This is a genomic window from Comamonas endophytica (genome assembly GCF_023634805.2).
In the GTDB taxonomy this organism is placed as follows: Bacteria; Pseudomonadota; Gammaproteobacteria; order Burkholderiales; family Burkholderiaceae_C; genus Comamonas; species Comamonas endophytica.
This window is the reverse complement of record NZ_CP106882.1, coordinates 357,372-373,767: the sequence shown is the minus strand read 5'-3', so window position 1 is coordinate 373,767 and position 16,396 is coordinate 357,372. Positions and strand designations below refer to the sequence as shown.

Below are 16,396 nucleotides of genomic sequence, written 5' to 3'. Positions count from 1 at the left end.
CGGACCGCGCCTCAGCGCAGGTTCATGAGGGTCAGCGCCAGCGCCTGGGCGCGCGGCACGAAGCTGCTCAGGTCGCAGAACTCGCGCTCGCTGTGCGGGTAGCCGCCCACGGGCCCGAGGGCGCACAGGCTGGGGATGCCCATGTCGGAGGTGATGCCGCTGTCGGCCGCGCCGCCCGTGGCCTCGGCCTCGACGGCAAAGCCGACCTGCGCGGCACTGCGCTGGTAGAGCTCCAGGATATGCGCGGGCGTGCGCGCCATCGGCAGCGCGCCGCGCGACTCGAGGATGCGCCCGCTGGTGCGCGGCAGCGACTCCTCCTCGATGATCGCCTGGATGCGCGCCAGCACGGCCTGCACGTCGTTGTCGGCCGAGTAGCGCAGGTCCACATGCGCGCTGGCCAGCGGCGCGACCACATTGGAGGCCATGCCGCCCTGGATGAAACCGACGTTGACGGTGATGCCGGGCTCGCAGCCCGTGAGCGCATGCAGCGCCAGGATCTTGCGCGCCAGCGCGTCGATCGCGCTCGCGCCCTGCGCCGGATTGATGCCCGCGTGCGCGGCCACGCCCTGCACCTCGAAATCGATGCGGTACGAGCCCTTGCGCTCGTTGACCACGTTGCCGCTGATGCGGCCGGGCTCGGCGTTGAGCACGGCGCTCGCGCCCTGCACATGCTTGCGGATCACATGGCGGCAGGCGGGCGAGCCCACCTCTTCATCGCAGGTGAACAGCAGGTGCACCGGGCGGGCGTTGCCGCCAAAGCGCGCCAGCGCCTCGGCCACGAACACGTTCATCACCAGGCCCGACTTCATGTCGGCCACGCCCGGTCCATAGGCCTTGCCCTCCTGCACGCGCCAGGGGCGCTCGGCCACGGTGCCCAGCGGGAACACGGTGTCCATATGGCCCATCAGCTGCAGGTGGCCGTCGGCGGCCGCATCGCTGCCGGGCACGCGCGCCAGCAGGCACTCGCCCCAGCCGGGCTCGGGCAGCGTCTGCACCGCGATGCCGGCGGACTCGAGCCGCCCGCGCAGCACGGCCGCCACTTCGCGCACGCCGGCTTCATGGCCGCTGCCGCTGTCGATATTGACGATCTGCGCCAGCAGATCGGTCATGGCCTGCTGCTGCGTGGCCAGCCAGTCGAGGACGGCCTGGGCGGTCTCGGGAGAAGTGGAAGCCGGGGAGAGCAGTCCTGTTTCCGAAGACGAAGGACCGGGGGATTGCAGGGAGCTCATAGGGAGTGGATCTGACGGAAGGGCGCTATTATTTCCGCTTAGCGTCAGCCACTCACATTGCTCGGCTTTCAAGGCGAAGGGATTTAGGCGCTAAGGCGGTGCCTGTGCGCCGCGCCGCGCTGTGCTTCGGGCTGCTCTGGGCGGCGCCTTGAGACTCTGATATGAAACGCTACTTTGCCTGCGTTCGTGGTCACTCATCTTTCGTCTTGTTCGGCGAAGCTGCGTCAGCCTAGTTGGGGTATGAAGTCATCCGCGGCGCTAAGAAGAAATGGGAGCGCAGGGCGGTGGAGCGCAGAGGCGCTCCGCTCGAAGTGGGAATGGATATGCTGCTTTTGCAGCATAGCTATGTGCGCTGCTAGGATGTGAACGCGGATGGTGGGATACCTTGACAACAGCAGCAATGTGCAAAGCCAGCGGAGGGCTGGATCCAAAGCATCCCTTTGTTAGCTATGGGCGCATGCCATTTCGAACATGCCCGCCAGCCGCCGTCAAAATAAGTTCGGAGGTCCTGATGAAAGCACTGAAAAGCCCACTCGCTAAAAGCCTTCTGGCTAACCCCGAGAGCAGAGAACAGCTTCGGCGAGTCACGGTAGAGGCTACTTCAGCCAAGGCATCGCGCAGTGTAGTGACGGTCAGAGAGGCCAAATCTTCGACGGTCAAGCGCTATGTGGCGACTATTGTGCCGAAGGCGGCCTGAGCGCTTTAGATGAACATTGCGCTTCCGGCGCTCGTCGTCTTTGCATGTTTATTGCCAGGCTTCATCTTTCGAAGCCGGCTCAAGCGCGTCGAGAGCATATCTCTGGATTATTCCCCTTTTGGTCGCGTAGCTACGGAAGCGATTATTTGGGCTGCACTGCTGCATCTGTTTTGGATTGTTGTGGTTTGCCGCCTTGCGGGAAAAACTGTCGACCTGGGAGTGCTACTGGAGCTTCTATCCTCCAATTTGACTCTTCACGGCGAGGCGCTCAAGACGATCAGCAGGCAGATTCATCAAGTCGCGCTTTATTTTGCAAGCCTCTACGTCGCCTCGTTCGCTATTCCGTCTGTAATCCGATATCTGATCACTCGCTTCCGAGCAGACCGTCAGGAAAGCCTGTTCAGTTTCCTTTTTCGTTTCAACGATGCCCCGTGGTATTACCTTCTAACTGGAGCTGACTTCAAGGATGACGAGCAGCCAGATATGATCGTGGCCTCGGCAGTGGTTTCTATCGCCGGGGAGGCTATCCTCTTCAAAGGGGTGCTCGACTCTTTCTATTTCAAGTCCGATGGCAGCTTGGACCGTCTCATTCTTGGACAGACGATGAGACGTCCCCTGTCCAGGGACAAGGGAAGTGCCGATGCCGGAGGTCAAGGAGCCAACGATGATGAATCTCGCTTCTATCCAGTCGAAGGCGACTCATTCGTCATCCAGTATGACCAGGTGCTTACGCTGAACATCCAGTACATCAAACTGACGCCTGCTGAAGCGGGAATTCCGCTGCCGATTCCAGTCGAATCTGCGATCTAAGCTCTGTTCGTATTCGTACCCGATTCCGAGGTCACGCCCGGGCTTATGAACTCTTCGATCTCGAGCAAGCGGTCGGCATGTAGAGCTACGCCAAGATGCAAGGAGGTTTTTAGCTGTGGCGACCTGCGCTTGGCGGCAGGAATCTGATCGATGACCATCTCGCCAAGAGTGTCCGCCTCCATCACTCCCCAAAGGATCCCTAAAAGAACGGCCTTGGTCCCTGGCGTGAATCCGCCGTTTGGGATGAGGTACATCGGACTCTCGTAGCCGAACACAGGTGACCCAGAAGAACCTGCAAAAACAGCGCCGTCCACCAGGAAGTTACGATCTCCATTGAAGCTGGCCAATGGGTGCGTAGCAGTGCTGCCCGACCGAGCGATGGGCATATTGTTGTGCTCGTCCCACATCCCTATGGGGTAGCCAATGATCTTGAGTGGCTCAATGCTCCTCAGTGCCCTGTCCCCCTTCTTGGGCAGCCACGAACGATCCAACGAGGCAATACGCAGTTTGCGGCTTGCGAGATAGATCCCAATAGGAATAGTAACGTCAATCAACACTAAGTCCACGTCTGGATCTGGATCTGGATGCGGAATGAGGATGTCCATAGAAATCGGGACGCTGAAATCTACATATTTCCCTAAGCTTGTCCGCAGCAGATGGTGCGTCTCGTCAACGAAAGCGCCGCTGTCGCTTGTCTGACTGACGTCAGATGCTGTTGTCAAAACATAATCAATAAAAGTGGCCCCCTTTACTACATGTCGGTTGGTAGCAATATATTGCTTTGCGATGTTGTTACCGAAGTGGATACGATAGAAAAAGCCCGTACCTGTCGCCCCGGTCTCAGGCGTCTCGATGCGCACCGTTGAACAGGTAAGTGTGGTTTCCACGGCAATACTCATGTTGTGAACTTCGAGATTGAATTAGCACAAGCTGGACGTTGTCAAAGCAATGATCGCAGATACACGGTGGTTCGCCGCTCGACTTACCACGCGCTTTGATTGTCGAGCCGTCTCTACGCACAGGCCGACGATGTGTCGAAAGCTTCAGCGGGCCGTCCCACAGTATATTTTCCTAAATGTGTGCGGACGGCCATTTTGGGGCCGAATTTTGCCCTGCTGCTCCCATGAGTTGCTGAATGCCGCGCGCGGTCAGAGGTTGAAATGACCTAAAGGATAGTTAACCGCCATATCGTGCGCAAGCGTCAGAGTGCAACGCTCCTTCCATCGACCTGCGTGGCTTTCCAGGCTTCAAGGATCTCCCCCCCGGTCGCCGACCACACCCCGCGATGCCGCACGATATGCGCCAGCGCCTCCTCCAGCGCGCGGATGCGGTAGGGCTGGCCGCTCACCCAGGGGTGCAGCGAAATCGCCATGACGCGGCCGTCGCCGGGCCGCGCTTCGCGGTACAGCAGGTCGAACTGGTCGATCAGCTGGTCGCGGAAGTCGTCCTCCGTGTGGTGGTTCTGCACCAGGATGGTCGCGTCGTCGATGTCGATCGGGTGCGGCATCGCATGCAGCGTGCCGGCGCGCGTGCGCATCGCGTAGGGCATGTCGTCGTTGACCCAGTCGCAGGCGTACTCGATGCCGGCCTCGCGCAGCAGGTCCGGGGTGTTCCAGGACTGCGACTTGGCGGGCGACAGCCAGCCCGTCACCGGCTGGCCGCTGGCCTGGCGCAGGATCCCGAGCGTCTGCGCGATCAGCGCGCGCTCGTCCTCCTCGGCCATGCCGCCATGGTGCAGATGGTCCATGTCCAGGCCGTTGGCAATCACCTCCCAGCCGCGCTGCACGACGCTTTGCACCAGCGCCGGATAACGCACGGCCACGGCCGCGTTCATCGCCACGCTGGCGCGCAGGCCGTGGCGTTCGAGCGCCTGCATGATGCGGAAGATGCCCACGCGGTTGCCGTAGTCGCGCAGCGTGTAGTGGCGCAAATCCGGGTAGGCGGTCTGCATCGCGCCCGGCGGCTTGAAGGGCTTGCCCTGCATGTCGAGCGGAAACCATTCGAGCGCGGGCACGATCCACAGCGCGATGCGCGCCTCATCGGGCCAGGCCACGGGCGGGCGCTGGGGCAGCATCGACCAGTCGTAGCGCGCATGGTCCATGCCGTAGCGGCGCAGCGGGTAGTCCAGGTAATCTTCGGGCAGCGTGCTCATGGGGCCTCTCCGACGGGGTGCGCCGCCTGGGCAAAGGCGTCGTAGTAGTGTTCGTTGTAGTACTGCGCGATCTCGCGGCCGGTGGCCAGCCAGACCTTGTCGTGGCCGGTGATGTACTGCAGCGCCTCCTCAAAGGCCGCCAGGCGGTAGGGCTGGCCGATGAGATAAGGGTGCAGCGGAATGCACATCACCGTGCCGGAATGCTCGCCCTCGCGGTAGAGCTGGTCGAACTGGCGCTTGATGATGTCGCCGTAGCGCCGCGGCGAGACCTGGTTGACGTTGTAGACGATGGTGTCGTTCATCTCCAGCGAATAGGGAATGCTGGTCAGGCGCCCCGAGCGCGTCTTCACCGGCACCGGCTGGTCGTCGTGGAACAGGTCGCACACATAGGTCAGTCCCATTTCCGCCACCAGGTCCATGGTGCGATCGGTATAGGTCAGCGCGGGCGCGAGCCAGCCGTCGAGCTTCTGCCCGGTGTGCTTGCGGATGGTGTCGATCGAGTCCTGGATGACGGCGCGCTCCTGCGCCTCGTCCATGCCCATCAGGTAGCGCGTGTTGTAGGTGCCGTGGGAGTAGAACTCCCAGCCGTTGTCGGCGCAGGCCTGGATCACCTCCGGGTGGTGCTCGCACATCGCCACGTTGAGCGACACGCTGCCGCGCACGTTGCAGCGCTTCATCGTCTCCAGCATGCGCCAGAAGCCCACGCGGTTGCCGTAGTCGCGGTAGGAGTAGTTCTGCACGTCGGGCGCGGGGCGCGCCCAGGCGGCACGCGCCGGGTTGCGCGGCGGGTTCAGCTCGTAGAACTCGACATTGGGCGCGACCCAGAAGGCGACGCGCGCGCCGCCAGGCCAGCGGATCTGCGGGCGGCCCTGGTAGGGCAGGTAGTCGTAGAAACCGGGATCGCGCTTCATGGCTTGACCTTGGCTGGCACCCGAGAAAGCTGCTCCAGCACCTCGGCCACGGGCAGCACATCGGCGTATTTCACCGCCATGTCGTAGAGGTTGGCGAAATGCGGGCTCTCGTGCTTGTCGGCCACGCATTCCTCGGGGACGACGGTGCGGAAACTGCGCTGCAGGCTGTCCACCACCGTGGCGCGCACGCAGCCCGAGGTCGAGCCGCCGGTCACCACCACCGTGTCGATGCCGTGGAAGCTGAAGATCGAGCCCAGATTGGTCTCGAAGAAGGCAGAGGCCATGCGTTTGTTGACGATGATGTCGCGCTCGCGGTCGATGACCAGGCGGTCGTCAAATTCGCTGCGGCGGCTGCCGACCTTGATGTTCTGCAGCGAGTCGGGTGTGTCGCTGCGCGTGCCCCAGATGCCGCAGTCCTCGCCGGACTCCATATAGGCCACATAGGTCCACACCACGGGCCAGCCCTTGGCGCGGAACGCCGCCGCGAGCTGGTTGGTGTATTCCATCTGGCGCGGATCGGTCTCGTAGGCGGTGGCGAACTCGCCCACGGCGGTGTAGGCCTTCTGCGGATCGACATTGATCAGCGCCGGGCGGCTGCCGAAGCCGAAGCGTTTGCGCGTGGGGTTGGCCTTGAATTCTTCGAACAGCTGGCGTGCGGTCTTGTCGGAGCTTTGCATGCGGGGGGCTTTCAATGGAATGGGAGGGTCAGTCCTGCGCCGCGAAATGGCGCTGGAAGAGATCGACGGTCTGGGCCAGCGCCTCGGTGGACGCCGTGCCGCCATGGGTCACGCAGCGCGCCTGCGGCACCAGCCGGCCCAGTGCCTCGAGGTACTGGTGCAGCATGTCGTCGCCGGCGCAGGTCAGCAGCGTGGGCACCGCCAGCAGCGGCAGCCGCGCGCGCTTGTCGTGGCCCAGGGCCGCGCGGTAGGGCAGGTGGAAGCTGCGCGCCGCTTTGAGCACCTCGACGAACTTGTCGTGCAGCGCGTCGGCCCCGGGCAGCCCGGTCGGGCGGCGGTGCGCCGCGTCCTTGCGGTACCAGGGCCAGAACAGGTAGGCATCGCGCACGAAGGTCCACAGCAGGTGGATCTGGCTGCCGTTCTGGTCGATCTCCACGCGCGGCACGTAGTGCGCCAGCAGCTCGGCCTGCTCGTCTTCGGCATAGAGGCCGATGCCGTCGAGCACCAGCGCGCGCACGCGCTGCGGCTGCGCGATGGCGATCTCGCTGGCAATGCTGGCGCCGGTATGCGTGCCATAGAGATCGAAGCGCCCGATGCCCAGCGCATCGAGCGCGCGCAGATGGGCATCGGCCAACTGGGCTACCTTCACTGTTTCCCCCAATAGGGGGCTCGAGTCGCCATTGCCCAGCGTGTCGGTGGCAATCACGTGGCGGAACCGGCCAAAGGCGCGCAGCAGCGGCTCCAGCGTCAGCGCCGAGCCCGGCGAGGCATGGATCAGCACCAGCGTGGGAACGCCCGGCGTGCGCTGTCCCGCCTCGCGATAGTGGATCTGGCCTTCGTCGACATCGACGAAACCACGGCGGATACGGACTGGGGCCTGGTCGTTCATCACAGCCCCAGCTCCCGTGCGATCAGGTTGCGCTGCAGCTCGCTGCTGCCCTCGCCGAAGGTGTAGAGCCCGGCATCGCGCCACATGCGCTGCATGTCGCTTTCCATCGAATAGCCGGCGCTGGCCATGATCTGCAGGCCATTGCGCGTGACGAACTGGAAGGCTTCCGTAGCGACCAGCTTGGCCTGCGCCGCCTCGAGCCGGCAGGGGCGGCCGGTGGCGATCAGCCAGGCCAGATGGTAGAGCGCGAGCCGCGCCTGGTTGACGCGCACCTGCATGTCGGCCAGCTTGTGCTGGATGGCCTGGAATGACCCGATGGCCTGGCCGAACTGGCGCCGTTCCTTCGCATAGGCCACCGCGATGTCCACGGCCTTCTGCGCCTGCCCGACGGCATTCGCCGCCTGGCCCGCGCGGCTGTAGTGCAGCGTGGACATGGTGTGCTTGAAGCCCTGGCCCACCTCGCCCATCAGTGCCTCCTCGCCGACCTCGACCTCGTCGAAGCCGATGTCCCAGGAAGGCATGCAGTGGTGGCCGACCTTGGCCAGCGGCGTCATGCCGATGCCGGGCGTCTGGCGCGGCACCAGCAGCATGGTCACGCCCTTCGAGCCCTGGCTGCCGGGTTCGGTGCGGCAGGCGACCACCAGATAGTCGGCGGCATCGGCGTTGCTGATCCAGGTCTTGCGGCCGTTGATGACCCAGCCGCTGGCGGTGCGCCGCGCCGACGTGATGATCGCGCCGGCATCGGTGCCGGCCTGCGACTCGGTCAGCGCCAGCGCGAAGCGCGCGCGGCCCTCCATCACGCGCGGCAGCAGCTCGCGCTTTTGCGCCTCGGAGCCGTACTTGAGCAGCGACATGCCGCCAAAGCCCACCGTGGTGCCGAACAGCGTCGCGGCAATGCCCGCGTGATAGGCCAGGCGCTCGTTGACCAGCGCCGCGCTGCGCCAGTCCTTGCCCAGGCCGCCCACCTCCTCGGGAAAGGGCAGCGCGAACAGGCCCAGCTCGCCCATCTTCGGCAGCAGATGCCAGGGCGTATCGTGCGCTTCGTCGGCCTTGCGCAGCGCCTCGGGCGGGAACTCGCGCGCCATCATGCGGTCGATGGAGTCGAGCAGCGCGCGGTCGTCTTCGGGGATCTCGAAATCGATCATGGCGGTTGCACCTCAGACCGGCTGCAGCTGCTCGGACAGCTGCGCCTTGACCACCTTGCCCAGCGAGTTGCGCGGCAGCTCGTCGACGAAGAAGATCTCGCGCGGCGCCTTGTAGGGCGCGAGCGCCTCGCGGCACAGCGCGATCAGCGTCGCGGAATCGACCTCGGCCTTGCGGATCACGAAGGCCGCGATCTCCTCGTTGAACTGGCGCGAGGGCCAGCCGACGACCGCGGCCTCGGCCACGGCCGGGTGGTTCATCAGCGTGGCCTCGATCTCCTGCGGATAGATGTTCACGCCGCCGCGGATGATCATGTCCTTGGAGCGGCCCTTAAGGAACACATAGCCCTCGTCGTTCATCGCGCCCAGATCGCCGGGATAGAACCAGCCGTCGACGAAGGCCTCCTTGCTGGCCTCGGGGTCGCTGTGGAAGCCCTCGGCCACCGAGCCGCTGCGGTAGCGGATGCGGCCGGTGGTGCCCGCGGGCACCGGCCGGTGCCGGTCGTCGACCACCGAGACCTCGACACCCAGCGCCGGGCGGCCGACCGAGTCGGCGTAGCGCAACTGGTCGGCGGGCGACAGCACAGAGACGCCGCCGCCCTCGGTGGAGGCGTAGTACTCGTAGAAGTTGGCGCAGATCTTCTCGCGGATCTGGCTGCGTTCCTCGGGGGCGAGCGCAGAGCCCGAGGAGATCAGGGTCTTGAGGCGGCGCAGCGGCGCGAGCGTTGCCGCATCGCAGTCGAGCAGCCGGCGCAGCAGCGTCGGCACCAGGAACATGATGCTGCCCTCGCTGCGCGCGACTTCGGCGGCCAGCTCCTCGGGCGAGTAGGGCGGCGGGCACAGCACCACGGTGCCGCCCGCATACAGCGTCGAAAGCGTGAAGGTGCGCCCGCCGCCGAAATACAGCGGCGTGGCGTTGACATAGCGCTCGCGGCTACCGAAGCCCAGGTCGGCCCACTGCGTGTAGAAGCGGTTGATCAGGCGCTGGTGCGAGAGCATCGGGCCCTTGGGGCGGCCGGTGGTGCCCGAGGACAACGACATGACCAGCCCGCGGTCGCCATCGGGAAACTCGCCCTGTGGCTTGGCGCGGGCCACGGCTTCGAGCCAGGCCGCGTCGATCTCCTGACAGTCCTGGCCCTCGAAGGCGCCCTCGGGCTCGACCATGGTCAATGCCGCGCCGAAATGCGCGGTCACGCGCTGCTTCTCGAAGGGCTTCCAGCGGCAGTCCACCGGCAGCACCACGGCGCCGGCGCGCGCCACGGCAAACAGCATCAGCACATGCTCGATGTGGTCCTTGAGCGCCAGGCCGATCACGGCGCCGGGCTGCACGCCGCGCGACTGCAGCCAGGCGGCGCGCTGCGTGATCTCTCGGTCGAGCTGGCGGAAGTCGAGCGTGCGTTCGCCCTGGATCAGCGCGGCCTGCGTCGGGCGCTGGCGCCCGTGCAGCGCGATCTGGTCGGCAAGGTTGGGGATGCGCCGCGTCATGCTTCGGAGTCCTTCAGGCCGTAGATGCGCAGCGCGTTGTCGCGCAGCATCTTCTTCTTGGGGATCGGGCGCAGGTCCAGCGCCTCGATCTCGGCGCGCGTGCGCTCGAAGTCCAGCACCGGGAAGTCGGTGCCGAAGATCACCTTGTCCTGGCCGAAGGTGTTGATGTAGTGCACGAAGGCCTCGGGCCAGTACTTGGGGCTGTGCGCATCGGTGCCGATGTAGACGTTGGGGTGCTTCCAGGCCATGGCGATCATCTCCTCGGTCCATGGAATGCCGACGTGGATGCCGATCAGCTTGAGCTCGGGGAAGTCGCAGGCCACGGCGTCGAGCGAGATCGGACGGCCGACGCTGCGCAGGCGGTAGTTCGGGTCGTAGAGCATCGACTGGCCGACCTGCAGCTGCACCGGCACGTCGAGCTCCACGCACTTGGCGTAGAACGGATACCACTTGGCGTGGTCCGGCGCGAGCTCGAACCAGTGCGGGTAGAAATGCGCTCCGATGAAGCCGTATTCCTTCACGCCCTTTTCCAGCAGGCGCACGCCGGCCATGCCTTCGGTCGGGTCCAGGCCCGCCAGGCCGGAGAAGCGGTCCGGGTACTGGTTCACGGCCTCGGCCACCATCTCGTAGGGGATGTGGTAGGCCGCGCGGTGCTGGTAGGGGCCGTTCTTGGCGGCGATCAGGAACGAGCGCTCGATACCGGCAGCGTCCATGCGGCGCAGCATGTCCTCGTGGCTCAGCCCGCGCAGCGTGTCCTCGCTGACCTTCATCTTGCCGCCGTAGAACGCATCGCGCGGCGGGCGGATGGCCTTGACTTCCTCGGTCCAGATATTGACGACCGTGTCGATCGCCTTGATGTCGTAACTCATGCTTGTCTCCTGGTGATGGATGCAGCGGCCCGCCCGCGCCATGCAGGGCGCGGGAAAGCATGCGGTTGGAATGGGGAGTGAAGGGCGCGGCGCGCGCCCGGCCTCAGTCGATATTGGCGGCCTTGACGGCCAGCGCCCAGCGCGGGATCTCGCTCTTGATCATGGCGGCGTAGGCCTCGGGCGTGAGCGGCGCGGGCTCCATGCCGCCGTCCTTGAGGCGCGCGACGATCTCCGGCTTGCGCAGGATCGCCACGAGTTCGGTGTTGAGCTTCCTGATGACCTCCGCGGGCGTGCCCGCCGGCGCCATCAGGCCATACCAGCCGTTGACCTCGAAGCCCGGCAGCGTCTCGGCCACCGCCGGTACCTGCGGCAGCACGCTCGAGCGCTTGAGCGTGCTCACGGCCAGCGCGCGCAGCTTGCCTTCCTGGATCAGGCCCATCGCGCCGCTGAGGTTGACAAAGGCGGTGGTGATCTGTCCGCCCAGCAGGTCGGTCTGGATGGCGCCCGAGCCGCGGTAGGGCACGTGCACCATCTCCACCTTGCCGGCGTTGGCCAGCATCGATCCCGCCAGGTGCGTGTTGCTGCCGATGCCGACCGAGCCATAGGACACCTTGCCGGGATTCGCCTTGGCGTAGGCCACCAGCTCCTGCAGGTTCTGCGCCGGGAAGTCGCTGCGCACCACCAGCACCGCCGGCCCCGAGGCGATCAGCGAGATCGGCGCGAAATCCTTGATGGCGTCGTAGCTGGGCTTGGGCTGCAGCGAGGGCGCGATGGCGATCGGGTTCAGGTGCGAGAAGAACAGCGTGTAGCCATCGGGCTTGGCGCGCGCCACGAAGGACGCGCCGATGGTGCCGTTGGCGCCCGACTTGTTCTCGATGACCACCGGCTGGCCAAAGCGCGCGCTCAGTTCCTGCGCAATGGGGCGGATGAAGCTGTCCGAAGGCCCGCCCGCGGCCCAGGGGTTGACCACGGTCACGGCGCGTGTGGGATAGGGATCGGCGGCCAGCACCAGGGCTGGGCTCAGGGCGGCGAGGCCAAAAGCAATGCCCCAGCGGTGGAACGTACAGGAGGCGAATTTCGACAATGACACGGTGGGGCCTTTCAATGGAATGGGACGCACGACGTTGAGCACACAAACTGCCTGTACAATTCATCTAGTGAATAGATGAACCGCTCTGTGAATTATTCTGCGCCGCGTGCTGGCGTAGGTCAAGACCTGTTTAAGATGACACCGGTATGAAAAAAGCAACAAAGATGCCTGCGGACGATGCAGCCGCGGCGGAAAAAGACCCGCTGTTCGTGACCGCGCTGGCGCGCGGGCTGGCGATCCTGCGCTGCTTCAACGCCGAGCAGAAGGACCTGGGCACCAGCGAGATCGCGCGCATGACCGGGCTGCCGCAGCCCACCGTGTGGCGCCTGTGCAAGACGCTGTCGCAGCTCGGCTACCTCGTGCCGGGCCAGTCGCCCGACCGGCTGCGCGTGGGCGCGGCGGTGCTGATGCTGGGGCACACCGCGATCACCCACACCGGCATTGCGGCCGCGGCGCTGCCGCTCATGCGCGAAGTCGCCGACCGCTTCGGCATCTCGGTGTCGCTGGCAGAGCGCCATGGCACCGACATGGTGGTGGTACAGCGCATCGAGGCGCCCAGCATCCTGCACCTGAAGATGCATGTGGGCTCGGCGCTGGAGCTGGGTGATTCGTCGCTGGGCTGGGCCTGGCTGGCCGCGCAGTCAGCCGAGGTGCGCGCGGCCGCGGTCGAGGAGCTGCGCCAGCATTACGCTGCGCAGTGGCCGGCCATCGAACGCAAGCTCGAGGAAGCGTTCCGGGAATACGCCGAGCATGGCTTCGTGTTCAACTTCGCCAAGTCGCACCGCGATGTGAATGCGATCGGCCTGCCAGTGATCTCGCCGCATGGCAACCGGACCATGGCGCTGACCTGCGGCGGCGCGAAATCGTCTTTGTCCACGACCAAGCTGATCGACAGCGTCGCGCCGGCCATGCTGGAACTGGCCGCGAAGATCGCGCCGCTGCTGGTACTGGAAGCCAACCGCTGAGCAGGCCGGCCCGCGTCACAGCCCGACGTTGCGCCAGCCCGCATCGACCGCGCTCACGGCGCCGGATGCCGGGCCGAACAGCTCGGCGGCCGCCTGCCGGGTCCTGGCGGCGAACTCCGCCAGGCCCAGGCGCGGCGCCGGCCCAGTAGTGGCCAGCACGCGCCACCAGGCCTGGCCCACACCCTCCCAGCTGTAGCCGCCGAGCTGCCGGCAGGCGCTGCAGAACGCCAGGTTCGGCGGCCCGCTGGCGCTGTGCGGATCCAGTCCCGGCTGCAGCTGGGCATATTGCACGGGTTGTGGCGCAAGGCAATGCGCGCCGCCGGGATCGGACATGTCGCGCAGGCAAGTGCAGCCGCGCTGCTGCAGCACCGGCCCGATGACTTCGCAGCCGATCCTCCAGTCGGCGCCGGCCGCGTCATGCTGCAGCCGCCACTGGCGGAACATCGCGCCCAGGCAATCCGACAGGCTTTCCTTCAAGCCGCCGGCTTCGCCCGCATAGTCCAGCTGCAGGGTGTGCTGGGTCAGGCCATGGGCCAGCACGCAGCCGATCACGTCGGCGCCCCGCGTGAAGTCGACGAACAGCGCGCCGTCGCCATCGCCATAGACCGCCTGCAGCCCGTTCCACATCGCGTTGTTGAACCGGCGGCCGTAGTGCACCGAGGAGAGGAGCGTCATGCCCGCGCCGTCGATCGAGTTGCGCTGGAACGCCTCCTGCAGGAAGCGGAGCATCTGCGCGGTTTCTTCCGCGCAGCGCTGCACGGCGACGTCTTGCGCGGCCTCGGGGTCCTCGATCCGCAGGCCGGGCAGGCTCTGCGTCTGCCGGCAGTCGAACACCAGCAGCTCGGCATGCCGGGTGAGCGTTGCCGCTTCGGCTTGTTCCGTAGTGTGGCGCGCAGATGGTTCGGGCTGCGCGCCGGGGGCAGGCTCGCGGCTGAGGCGTTGCAGCACCTCGTCCGGAACCAGTTGGCTGTGATTGACGTACATGGGACCTCCCTTGAAAGGGTGCCCGCATCGCAGCACCTGGGCAGGCGCTTGGTGCGCCGCGGGCCGGGGCAGCTGCACGGCATGTATTCCGCCAGCCATGGAAATGCTAAACCTGGGGCACCATGCCGGCCGCCAAGCCCTCGCAGCCGCGGATGACTTGCCGGCCGCATGCTAGTTGTGCTGGAGGCGGCGCGCGCTGCGGTTTCCAGGGCCCGGGCGCAGGCCCTGCGTGGTGAAAAGCCTCGATACCCTAGTACCCCCTTCGAACGCCAGCGCTTCCAAGGCTCAGGCCGATCAGCAGCGCATCGCGCGCCAGCTTGGGCCGGAGGCCAAACCGCCTTCCTGCAGCCGGCGCGTTGAAAAATTTAGCGGCTAAAAATCGCCGCGCCTGAAAGAAGCGCTTGCGCAAAGCGCAACCATCGATGAAGCTCTGGACCAACAAGCACAGCCGCGGCGGCACCGGCGCCAAGCCTTTCGCAATCGACACACAAGGGCCACCATGGGCAAGAAAGCGCACAAGAAATCCGAGAAATCCAAGGCGTCCGACGCAGAAGCCGCCCCCCGCGTGCCGGAGGACGATTCCATTTCAGCATCGGCCTACGAGGCGCAGCTGGAGCTGCTGCAGATCGAGCTGTCCAAACTGCAGCGCCATTTCATTGCCTGCGGCGACAAGATCCTGGTGCTGTTCGAAGGGCGCGATGCGGCCGGGAAGGACGGCAGCATCAAGCGCATCATCGAGCACCTGAGCCCGCGCGAGACGCGCGTGGTGGCGCTGGGCGCGCCTTCGGACCGCGAGCGCAGCGCCTGGTACTTCCAGCGTTATGTGGCGCACCTGCCCACCGCGCAGGAATTCGTGCTCTTCAACCGCAGCTGGTACAACCGCGCCGGCGTCGAGAAGGTGATGGGCTTTTGCACCAAGGCGCAGCATGCGGAGTTCATGCAGTCGGTGCTGCCTTTCGAGCAGATGCTGGTCGACTCCGGGATCAAGCTGCTGAAGTACTACCTCGACATCAGCAAGTCCGAGCAAAAGGAAAGACTCGAAGACCGCCGCCGCGACCCGCTCAAGCAATGGAAGATCGGCGCCGTGGATACGGTGGCGCTCAAGCACTGGAAGGCCTATTCCGCGGCGCGCGACGAGATGCTGCTGCACACGCACAACGCGGTGACGCCCTGGAGCGTCGTGCGCGCCGACAACAAGCGCCTGGCGCGGCTGAACCTGATCCGTGACCTGCTTTCGCGGCTCGATTACGCCGGCAAGGACGTGGATCTGGTCACGCCGGACCCGGAGATCGTGTTCGAGTTCTCGGCGGATGCGCTGGCCGACGGGCGCCTGGCGCGCTGAGGCCGCCTGAGCACGGGCAGGAAGCCGCTATGGGGCATGCGCCCGGCTCGACTCCCGCTCGATCAGCCTAAACCCCATATCCACCACCGGCTGCGCCACCGCCTCCCCATTGCAGCGCGCAATGATCAGCCGCGCCGCCATGCGCCCGATCTCCGGGCCATCGACATGCACCGAGGTGATCGAGGGCAGCACATGCGCGCTGAACTCAGCATCGCCAAAGCCGACCACGGCAAGGTCCCCGGGCACGCGCAGCCCGCGCGCCTGGGCTTCCACCAGCACGCCATGTGCCAGCATGTCGGAGCTGCAGCTCACGGCCTGCAGGCCGGGCTCGCGCTCGAGCAACTCCGCCAGCGCGCGCCGCCCCAGCGCAATGCTGCTGGGCGAGGGGACGACGGCCGTGGGCACATCGCTGCGGCCCAGGGTCGCCAGGAAGCCCTCGCGCCGCAGGCTGGCGCGGTGGTCGCTGCCGGTGGCGATGCCGACCTTGGTCCAGCCGCGCGACAGAAAGTAGCCCGCCACCGCGCCGCCGACTTTCACATGCGAAAAGCCGATCACCGTGTCGACCGGCCGCTCGCTCATGTCCCAGGTTTCCACGACCGGAATGCCGCAATGGCGCAGCCGCTCCTGCGCCCGGGGCGAATGCACCAGGCCGATCATGACGATGCCGTCGGGCTGGCGGCCGATCATCGTATTCAGCACCGCTTCCTCGCGCCCAGCGTCGTAGTTGGTTTCGCCGAGGATCACCTGGTAACCCTGCGCGGCCAGCGCCGAGCTCAGCGATTGCACGGTGGGCAGGAACTGGGCCACCGACAGCGCCGGCATGATGACCGCCACGGTACGGCTGCGCTTGGACTTGAGCCCACCGGCCAGCAGATTCGGGATATAGCCCGTGGCCTCGACGGCCTGGCGTACCTTGGCGATCGTCTTGTCCGACACCACGCCCGGATTGCCCAGCGCGCGCGAGGCGGTGATCAGCGACACCCCGGCGGCCTTGGCCACATCGCGCAAGGTAGCCGGCTTGTAGGGAGGGGGCGCGGTCATGGGATCAAAAAAGGCAGAAGGCGGGATGGCATGCAGGGAGTGCATGGATGAAGGGCATTACCTTAACAAATTCGGCAGGGTCCGGAGCGTGTCTGGTGTTGCCGGTATTACCG

Annotated in this window: 16 protein-coding genes; 4 read left to right on the top strand and 12 right to left on the bottom strand. The window is 65.8% G+C overall.

The genetic code is table 11. The annotated features are described in order from the left end of the window. Window positions 1-11 precede the first annotated feature (11 nt). Window positions 12-1,229, bottom strand: coding sequence for a M20 family metallopeptidase (locus M9799_RS18685; protein ID WP_231043733.1), 1,218 nt, complete (start codon window positions 1,227-1,229; stop codon window positions 12-14). A gap of 511 nt (window positions 1,230-1,740) precedes the next feature. On the opposite strand from M9799_RS18685, the gene M9799_RS18680 reads away from it, so the two are divergent. Both M9799_RS18680 and M9799_RS18675 read left to right on the top strand, forming a co-directional pair. Next, window positions 1,741-1,926, top strand: coding sequence for a hypothetical protein (locus tag M9799_RS18680; RefSeq protein ID WP_231043734.1), 186 nt, complete (start codon window positions 1,741-1,743; stop codon window positions 1,924-1,926). A gap of 9 nt (window positions 1,927-1,935) precedes the next feature. Continuing rightward, the gene (locus tag M9799_RS18675; protein ID WP_231043735.1) at window positions 1,936-2,736 is read left to right on the top strand and encodes a hypothetical protein; all 801 of its coding nucleotides are present in this window, start codon (window positions 1,936-1,938) and stop codon (window positions 2,734-2,736) included. Here the strand turns inward: M9799_RS18675 and M9799_RS18670 are convergent. The 9 genes from M9799_RS18670 to M9799_RS18630 form a co-directional block, all read right to left on the bottom strand. Then, window positions 2,733-3,635 (bottom strand): trypsin-like peptidase domain-containing protein, encoded by a 903-nt coding sequence (locus tag M9799_RS18670; protein WP_231043736.1) that lies wholly within the window; start codon window positions 3,633-3,635, stop codon window positions 2,733-2,735. The genes M9799_RS18675 and M9799_RS18670 overlap by 4 nt on opposite strands. 302 nt (window positions 3,636-3,937) lie before the next feature. Continuing rightward, window positions 3,938-4,888 carry a polysaccharide deacetylase family protein gene (locus M9799_RS18665; RefSeq protein WP_231043737.1) on the bottom strand — a complete coding sequence of 317 codons (951 nt, stop codon included), beginning with the start codon at window positions 4,886-4,888 and terminating at the stop codon, window positions 3,938-3,940. Then, a complete protein-coding gene (locus tag M9799_RS18660) occupies window positions 4,885-5,799 on the bottom strand; it encodes a polysaccharide deacetylase family protein (protein WP_231043738.1) in 915 nt (304 codons plus the stop codon). The genes M9799_RS18665 and M9799_RS18660 overlap by 4 nt, the downstream gene beginning before the upstream one ends. Next, entirely contained in the window at window positions 5,796-6,476 is a 681-nt protein-coding gene (locus tag M9799_RS18655) for an isochorismatase family protein (protein WP_231043739.1), read from the bottom strand. The genes M9799_RS18660 and M9799_RS18655 overlap by 4 nt, the downstream gene beginning before the upstream one ends. 28 nt (window positions 6,477-6,504) lie before the next feature. Then, window positions 6,505-7,365, bottom strand: coding sequence for an alpha/beta fold hydrolase (locus tag M9799_RS18650; protein ID WP_231043740.1), 861 nt, complete (start codon window positions 7,363-7,365; stop codon window positions 6,505-6,507). Next, window positions 7,365-8,510 carry an acyl-CoA dehydrogenase family protein gene (locus M9799_RS18645; RefSeq protein WP_231043741.1) on the bottom strand — a complete coding sequence of 382 codons (1,146 nt, stop codon included), beginning with the start codon at window positions 8,508-8,510 and terminating at the stop codon, window positions 7,365-7,367. Before M9799_RS18645 ends, M9799_RS18650 begins: the two co-directional genes overlap by 1 nt. A gap of 12 nt (window positions 8,511-8,522) precedes the next feature. After that, window positions 8,523-9,992, bottom strand: coding sequence for a class I adenylate-forming enzyme family protein (locus M9799_RS18640; protein WP_231043742.1), 1,470 nt, complete (start codon window positions 9,990-9,992; stop codon window positions 8,523-8,525). Further along, window positions 9,989-10,861: an amidohydrolase family protein gene (locus tag M9799_RS18635; RefSeq protein ID WP_231043743.1), complete on the bottom strand. Its 873-nt coding sequence runs from the start codon at window positions 10,859-10,861 to the stop codon at window positions 9,989-9,991. Before M9799_RS18635 ends, M9799_RS18640 begins: the two co-directional genes overlap by 4 nt. 103 nt (window positions 10,862-10,964) lie before the next feature. Next, window positions 10,965-11,951, bottom strand: a complete 987-nt coding sequence (locus tag M9799_RS18630) for a Bug family tripartite tricarboxylate transporter substrate binding protein (RefSeq protein WP_231043744.1) — start codon at window positions 11,949-11,951, stop codon at window positions 10,965-10,967. A 146-nt stretch (window positions 11,952-12,097) separates the two neighbouring features. Between M9799_RS18630 and M9799_RS18625 the strand changes: the two genes are divergently transcribed. After that, the gene (locus M9799_RS18625) at window positions 12,098-12,916 is read left to right on the top strand and encodes an IclR family transcriptional regulator (RefSeq protein ID WP_231043745.1); all 819 of its coding nucleotides are present in this window, start codon (window positions 12,098-12,100) and stop codon (window positions 12,914-12,916) included. A gap of 15 nt (window positions 12,917-12,931) precedes the next feature. On the opposite strand, the gene M9799_RS18620 is transcribed toward M9799_RS18625, so the two are convergent. After that, window positions 12,932-13,900 (bottom strand): M4 family metallopeptidase, encoded by a 969-nt coding sequence (locus tag M9799_RS18620; RefSeq protein ID WP_231043746.1) that lies wholly within the window; start codon window positions 13,898-13,900, stop codon window positions 12,932-12,934. A gap of 499 nt (window positions 13,901-14,399) precedes the next feature. On the opposite strand from M9799_RS18620, the gene ppk2 reads away from it, so the two are divergent. Continuing rightward, the gene (gene ppk2, locus M9799_RS18615; protein WP_231043747.1) at window positions 14,400-15,242 is read left to right on the top strand and encodes a polyphosphate kinase 2; all 843 of its coding nucleotides are present in this window, start codon (window positions 14,400-14,402) and stop codon (window positions 15,240-15,242) included. Window positions 15,243-15,269: 27 nt separating this feature from the next. On the opposite strand, the gene M9799_RS18610 is transcribed toward ppk2, so the two are convergent. Further along, complete coding sequence (locus tag M9799_RS18610; protein ID WP_231043748.1) at window positions 15,270-16,283, bottom strand: LacI family DNA-binding transcriptional regulator; 1,014 nt, start codon at window positions 16,281-16,283, stop codon at window positions 15,270-15,272. Between the last annotated feature and the right edge of the window lie 113 nt (window positions 16,284-16,396).

Excerpts from the sequence above, each read along its gene's own strand:
- M9799_RS18635 (WP_231043743.1), bottom strand. The coding sequence starts at position 10,861 with ATGAGTTACGACATCAAGGCGATCGACACGGTCGTCAATATCTGGACC.
- M9799_RS18650 (WP_231043740.1), bottom strand. The coding sequence starts at position 7,365 with ATGAACGACCAGGCCCCAGTCCGTATCCGCCGTGGTTTCGTCGATGTC.
- M9799_RS18645 (WP_231043741.1), bottom strand. The coding sequence starts at position 8,510 with ATGATCGATTTCGAGATCCCCGAAGACGACCGCGCGCTGCTCGACTCC.
- M9799_RS18640 (WP_231043742.1), bottom strand. The coding sequence starts at position 9,992 with ATGACGCGGCGCATCCCCAACCTTGCCGACCAGATCGCGCTGCACGGG.
- M9799_RS18685 (WP_231043733.1), bottom strand. The coding sequence starts at position 1,229 with ATGAGCTCCCTGCAATCCCCCGGTCCTTCGTCTTCGGAAACAGGACTG.
- ppk2 (WP_231043747.1), top strand. The coding sequence starts at position 14,400 with ATGGGCAAGAAAGCGCACAAGAAATCCGAGAAATCCAAGGCGTCCGAC.
- M9799_RS18670 (WP_231043736.1), bottom strand. The coding sequence starts at position 3,635 with ATGAGTATTGCCGTGGAAACCACACTTACCTGTTCAACGGTGCGCATC.
- M9799_RS18660 (WP_231043738.1), bottom strand. The coding sequence starts at position 5,799 with ATGAAGCGCGATCCCGGTTTCTACGACTACCTGCCCTACCAGGGCCGC.
- M9799_RS18680 (WP_231043734.1), top strand. The coding sequence starts at position 1,741 with ATGAAAGCACTGAAAAGCCCACTCGCTAAAAGCCTTCTGGCTAACCCC.
- M9799_RS18620 (WP_231043746.1), bottom strand. The coding sequence starts at position 13,900 with ATGTACGTCAATCACAGCCAACTGGTTCCGGACGAGGTGCTGCAACGC.
- M9799_RS18655 (WP_231043739.1), bottom strand. The coding sequence starts at position 6,476 with ATGCAAAGCTCCGACAAGACCGCACGCCAGCTGTTCGAAGAATTCAAG.
- M9799_RS18665 (WP_231043737.1), bottom strand. The coding sequence starts at position 4,888 with ATGAGCACGCTGCCCGAAGATTACCTGGACTACCCGCTGCGCCGCTAC.
- M9799_RS18610 (WP_231043748.1), bottom strand. The coding sequence starts at position 16,283 with ATGACCGCGCCCCCTCCCTACAAGCCGGCTACCTTGCGCGATGTGGCC.
- M9799_RS18675 (WP_231043735.1), top strand. The coding sequence starts at position 1,936 with ATGAACATTGCGCTTCCGGCGCTCGTCGTCTTTGCATGTTTATTGCCA.
- M9799_RS18625 (WP_231043745.1), top strand. The coding sequence starts at position 12,098 with ATGAAAAAAGCAACAAAGATGCCTGCGGACGATGCAGCCGCGGCGGAA.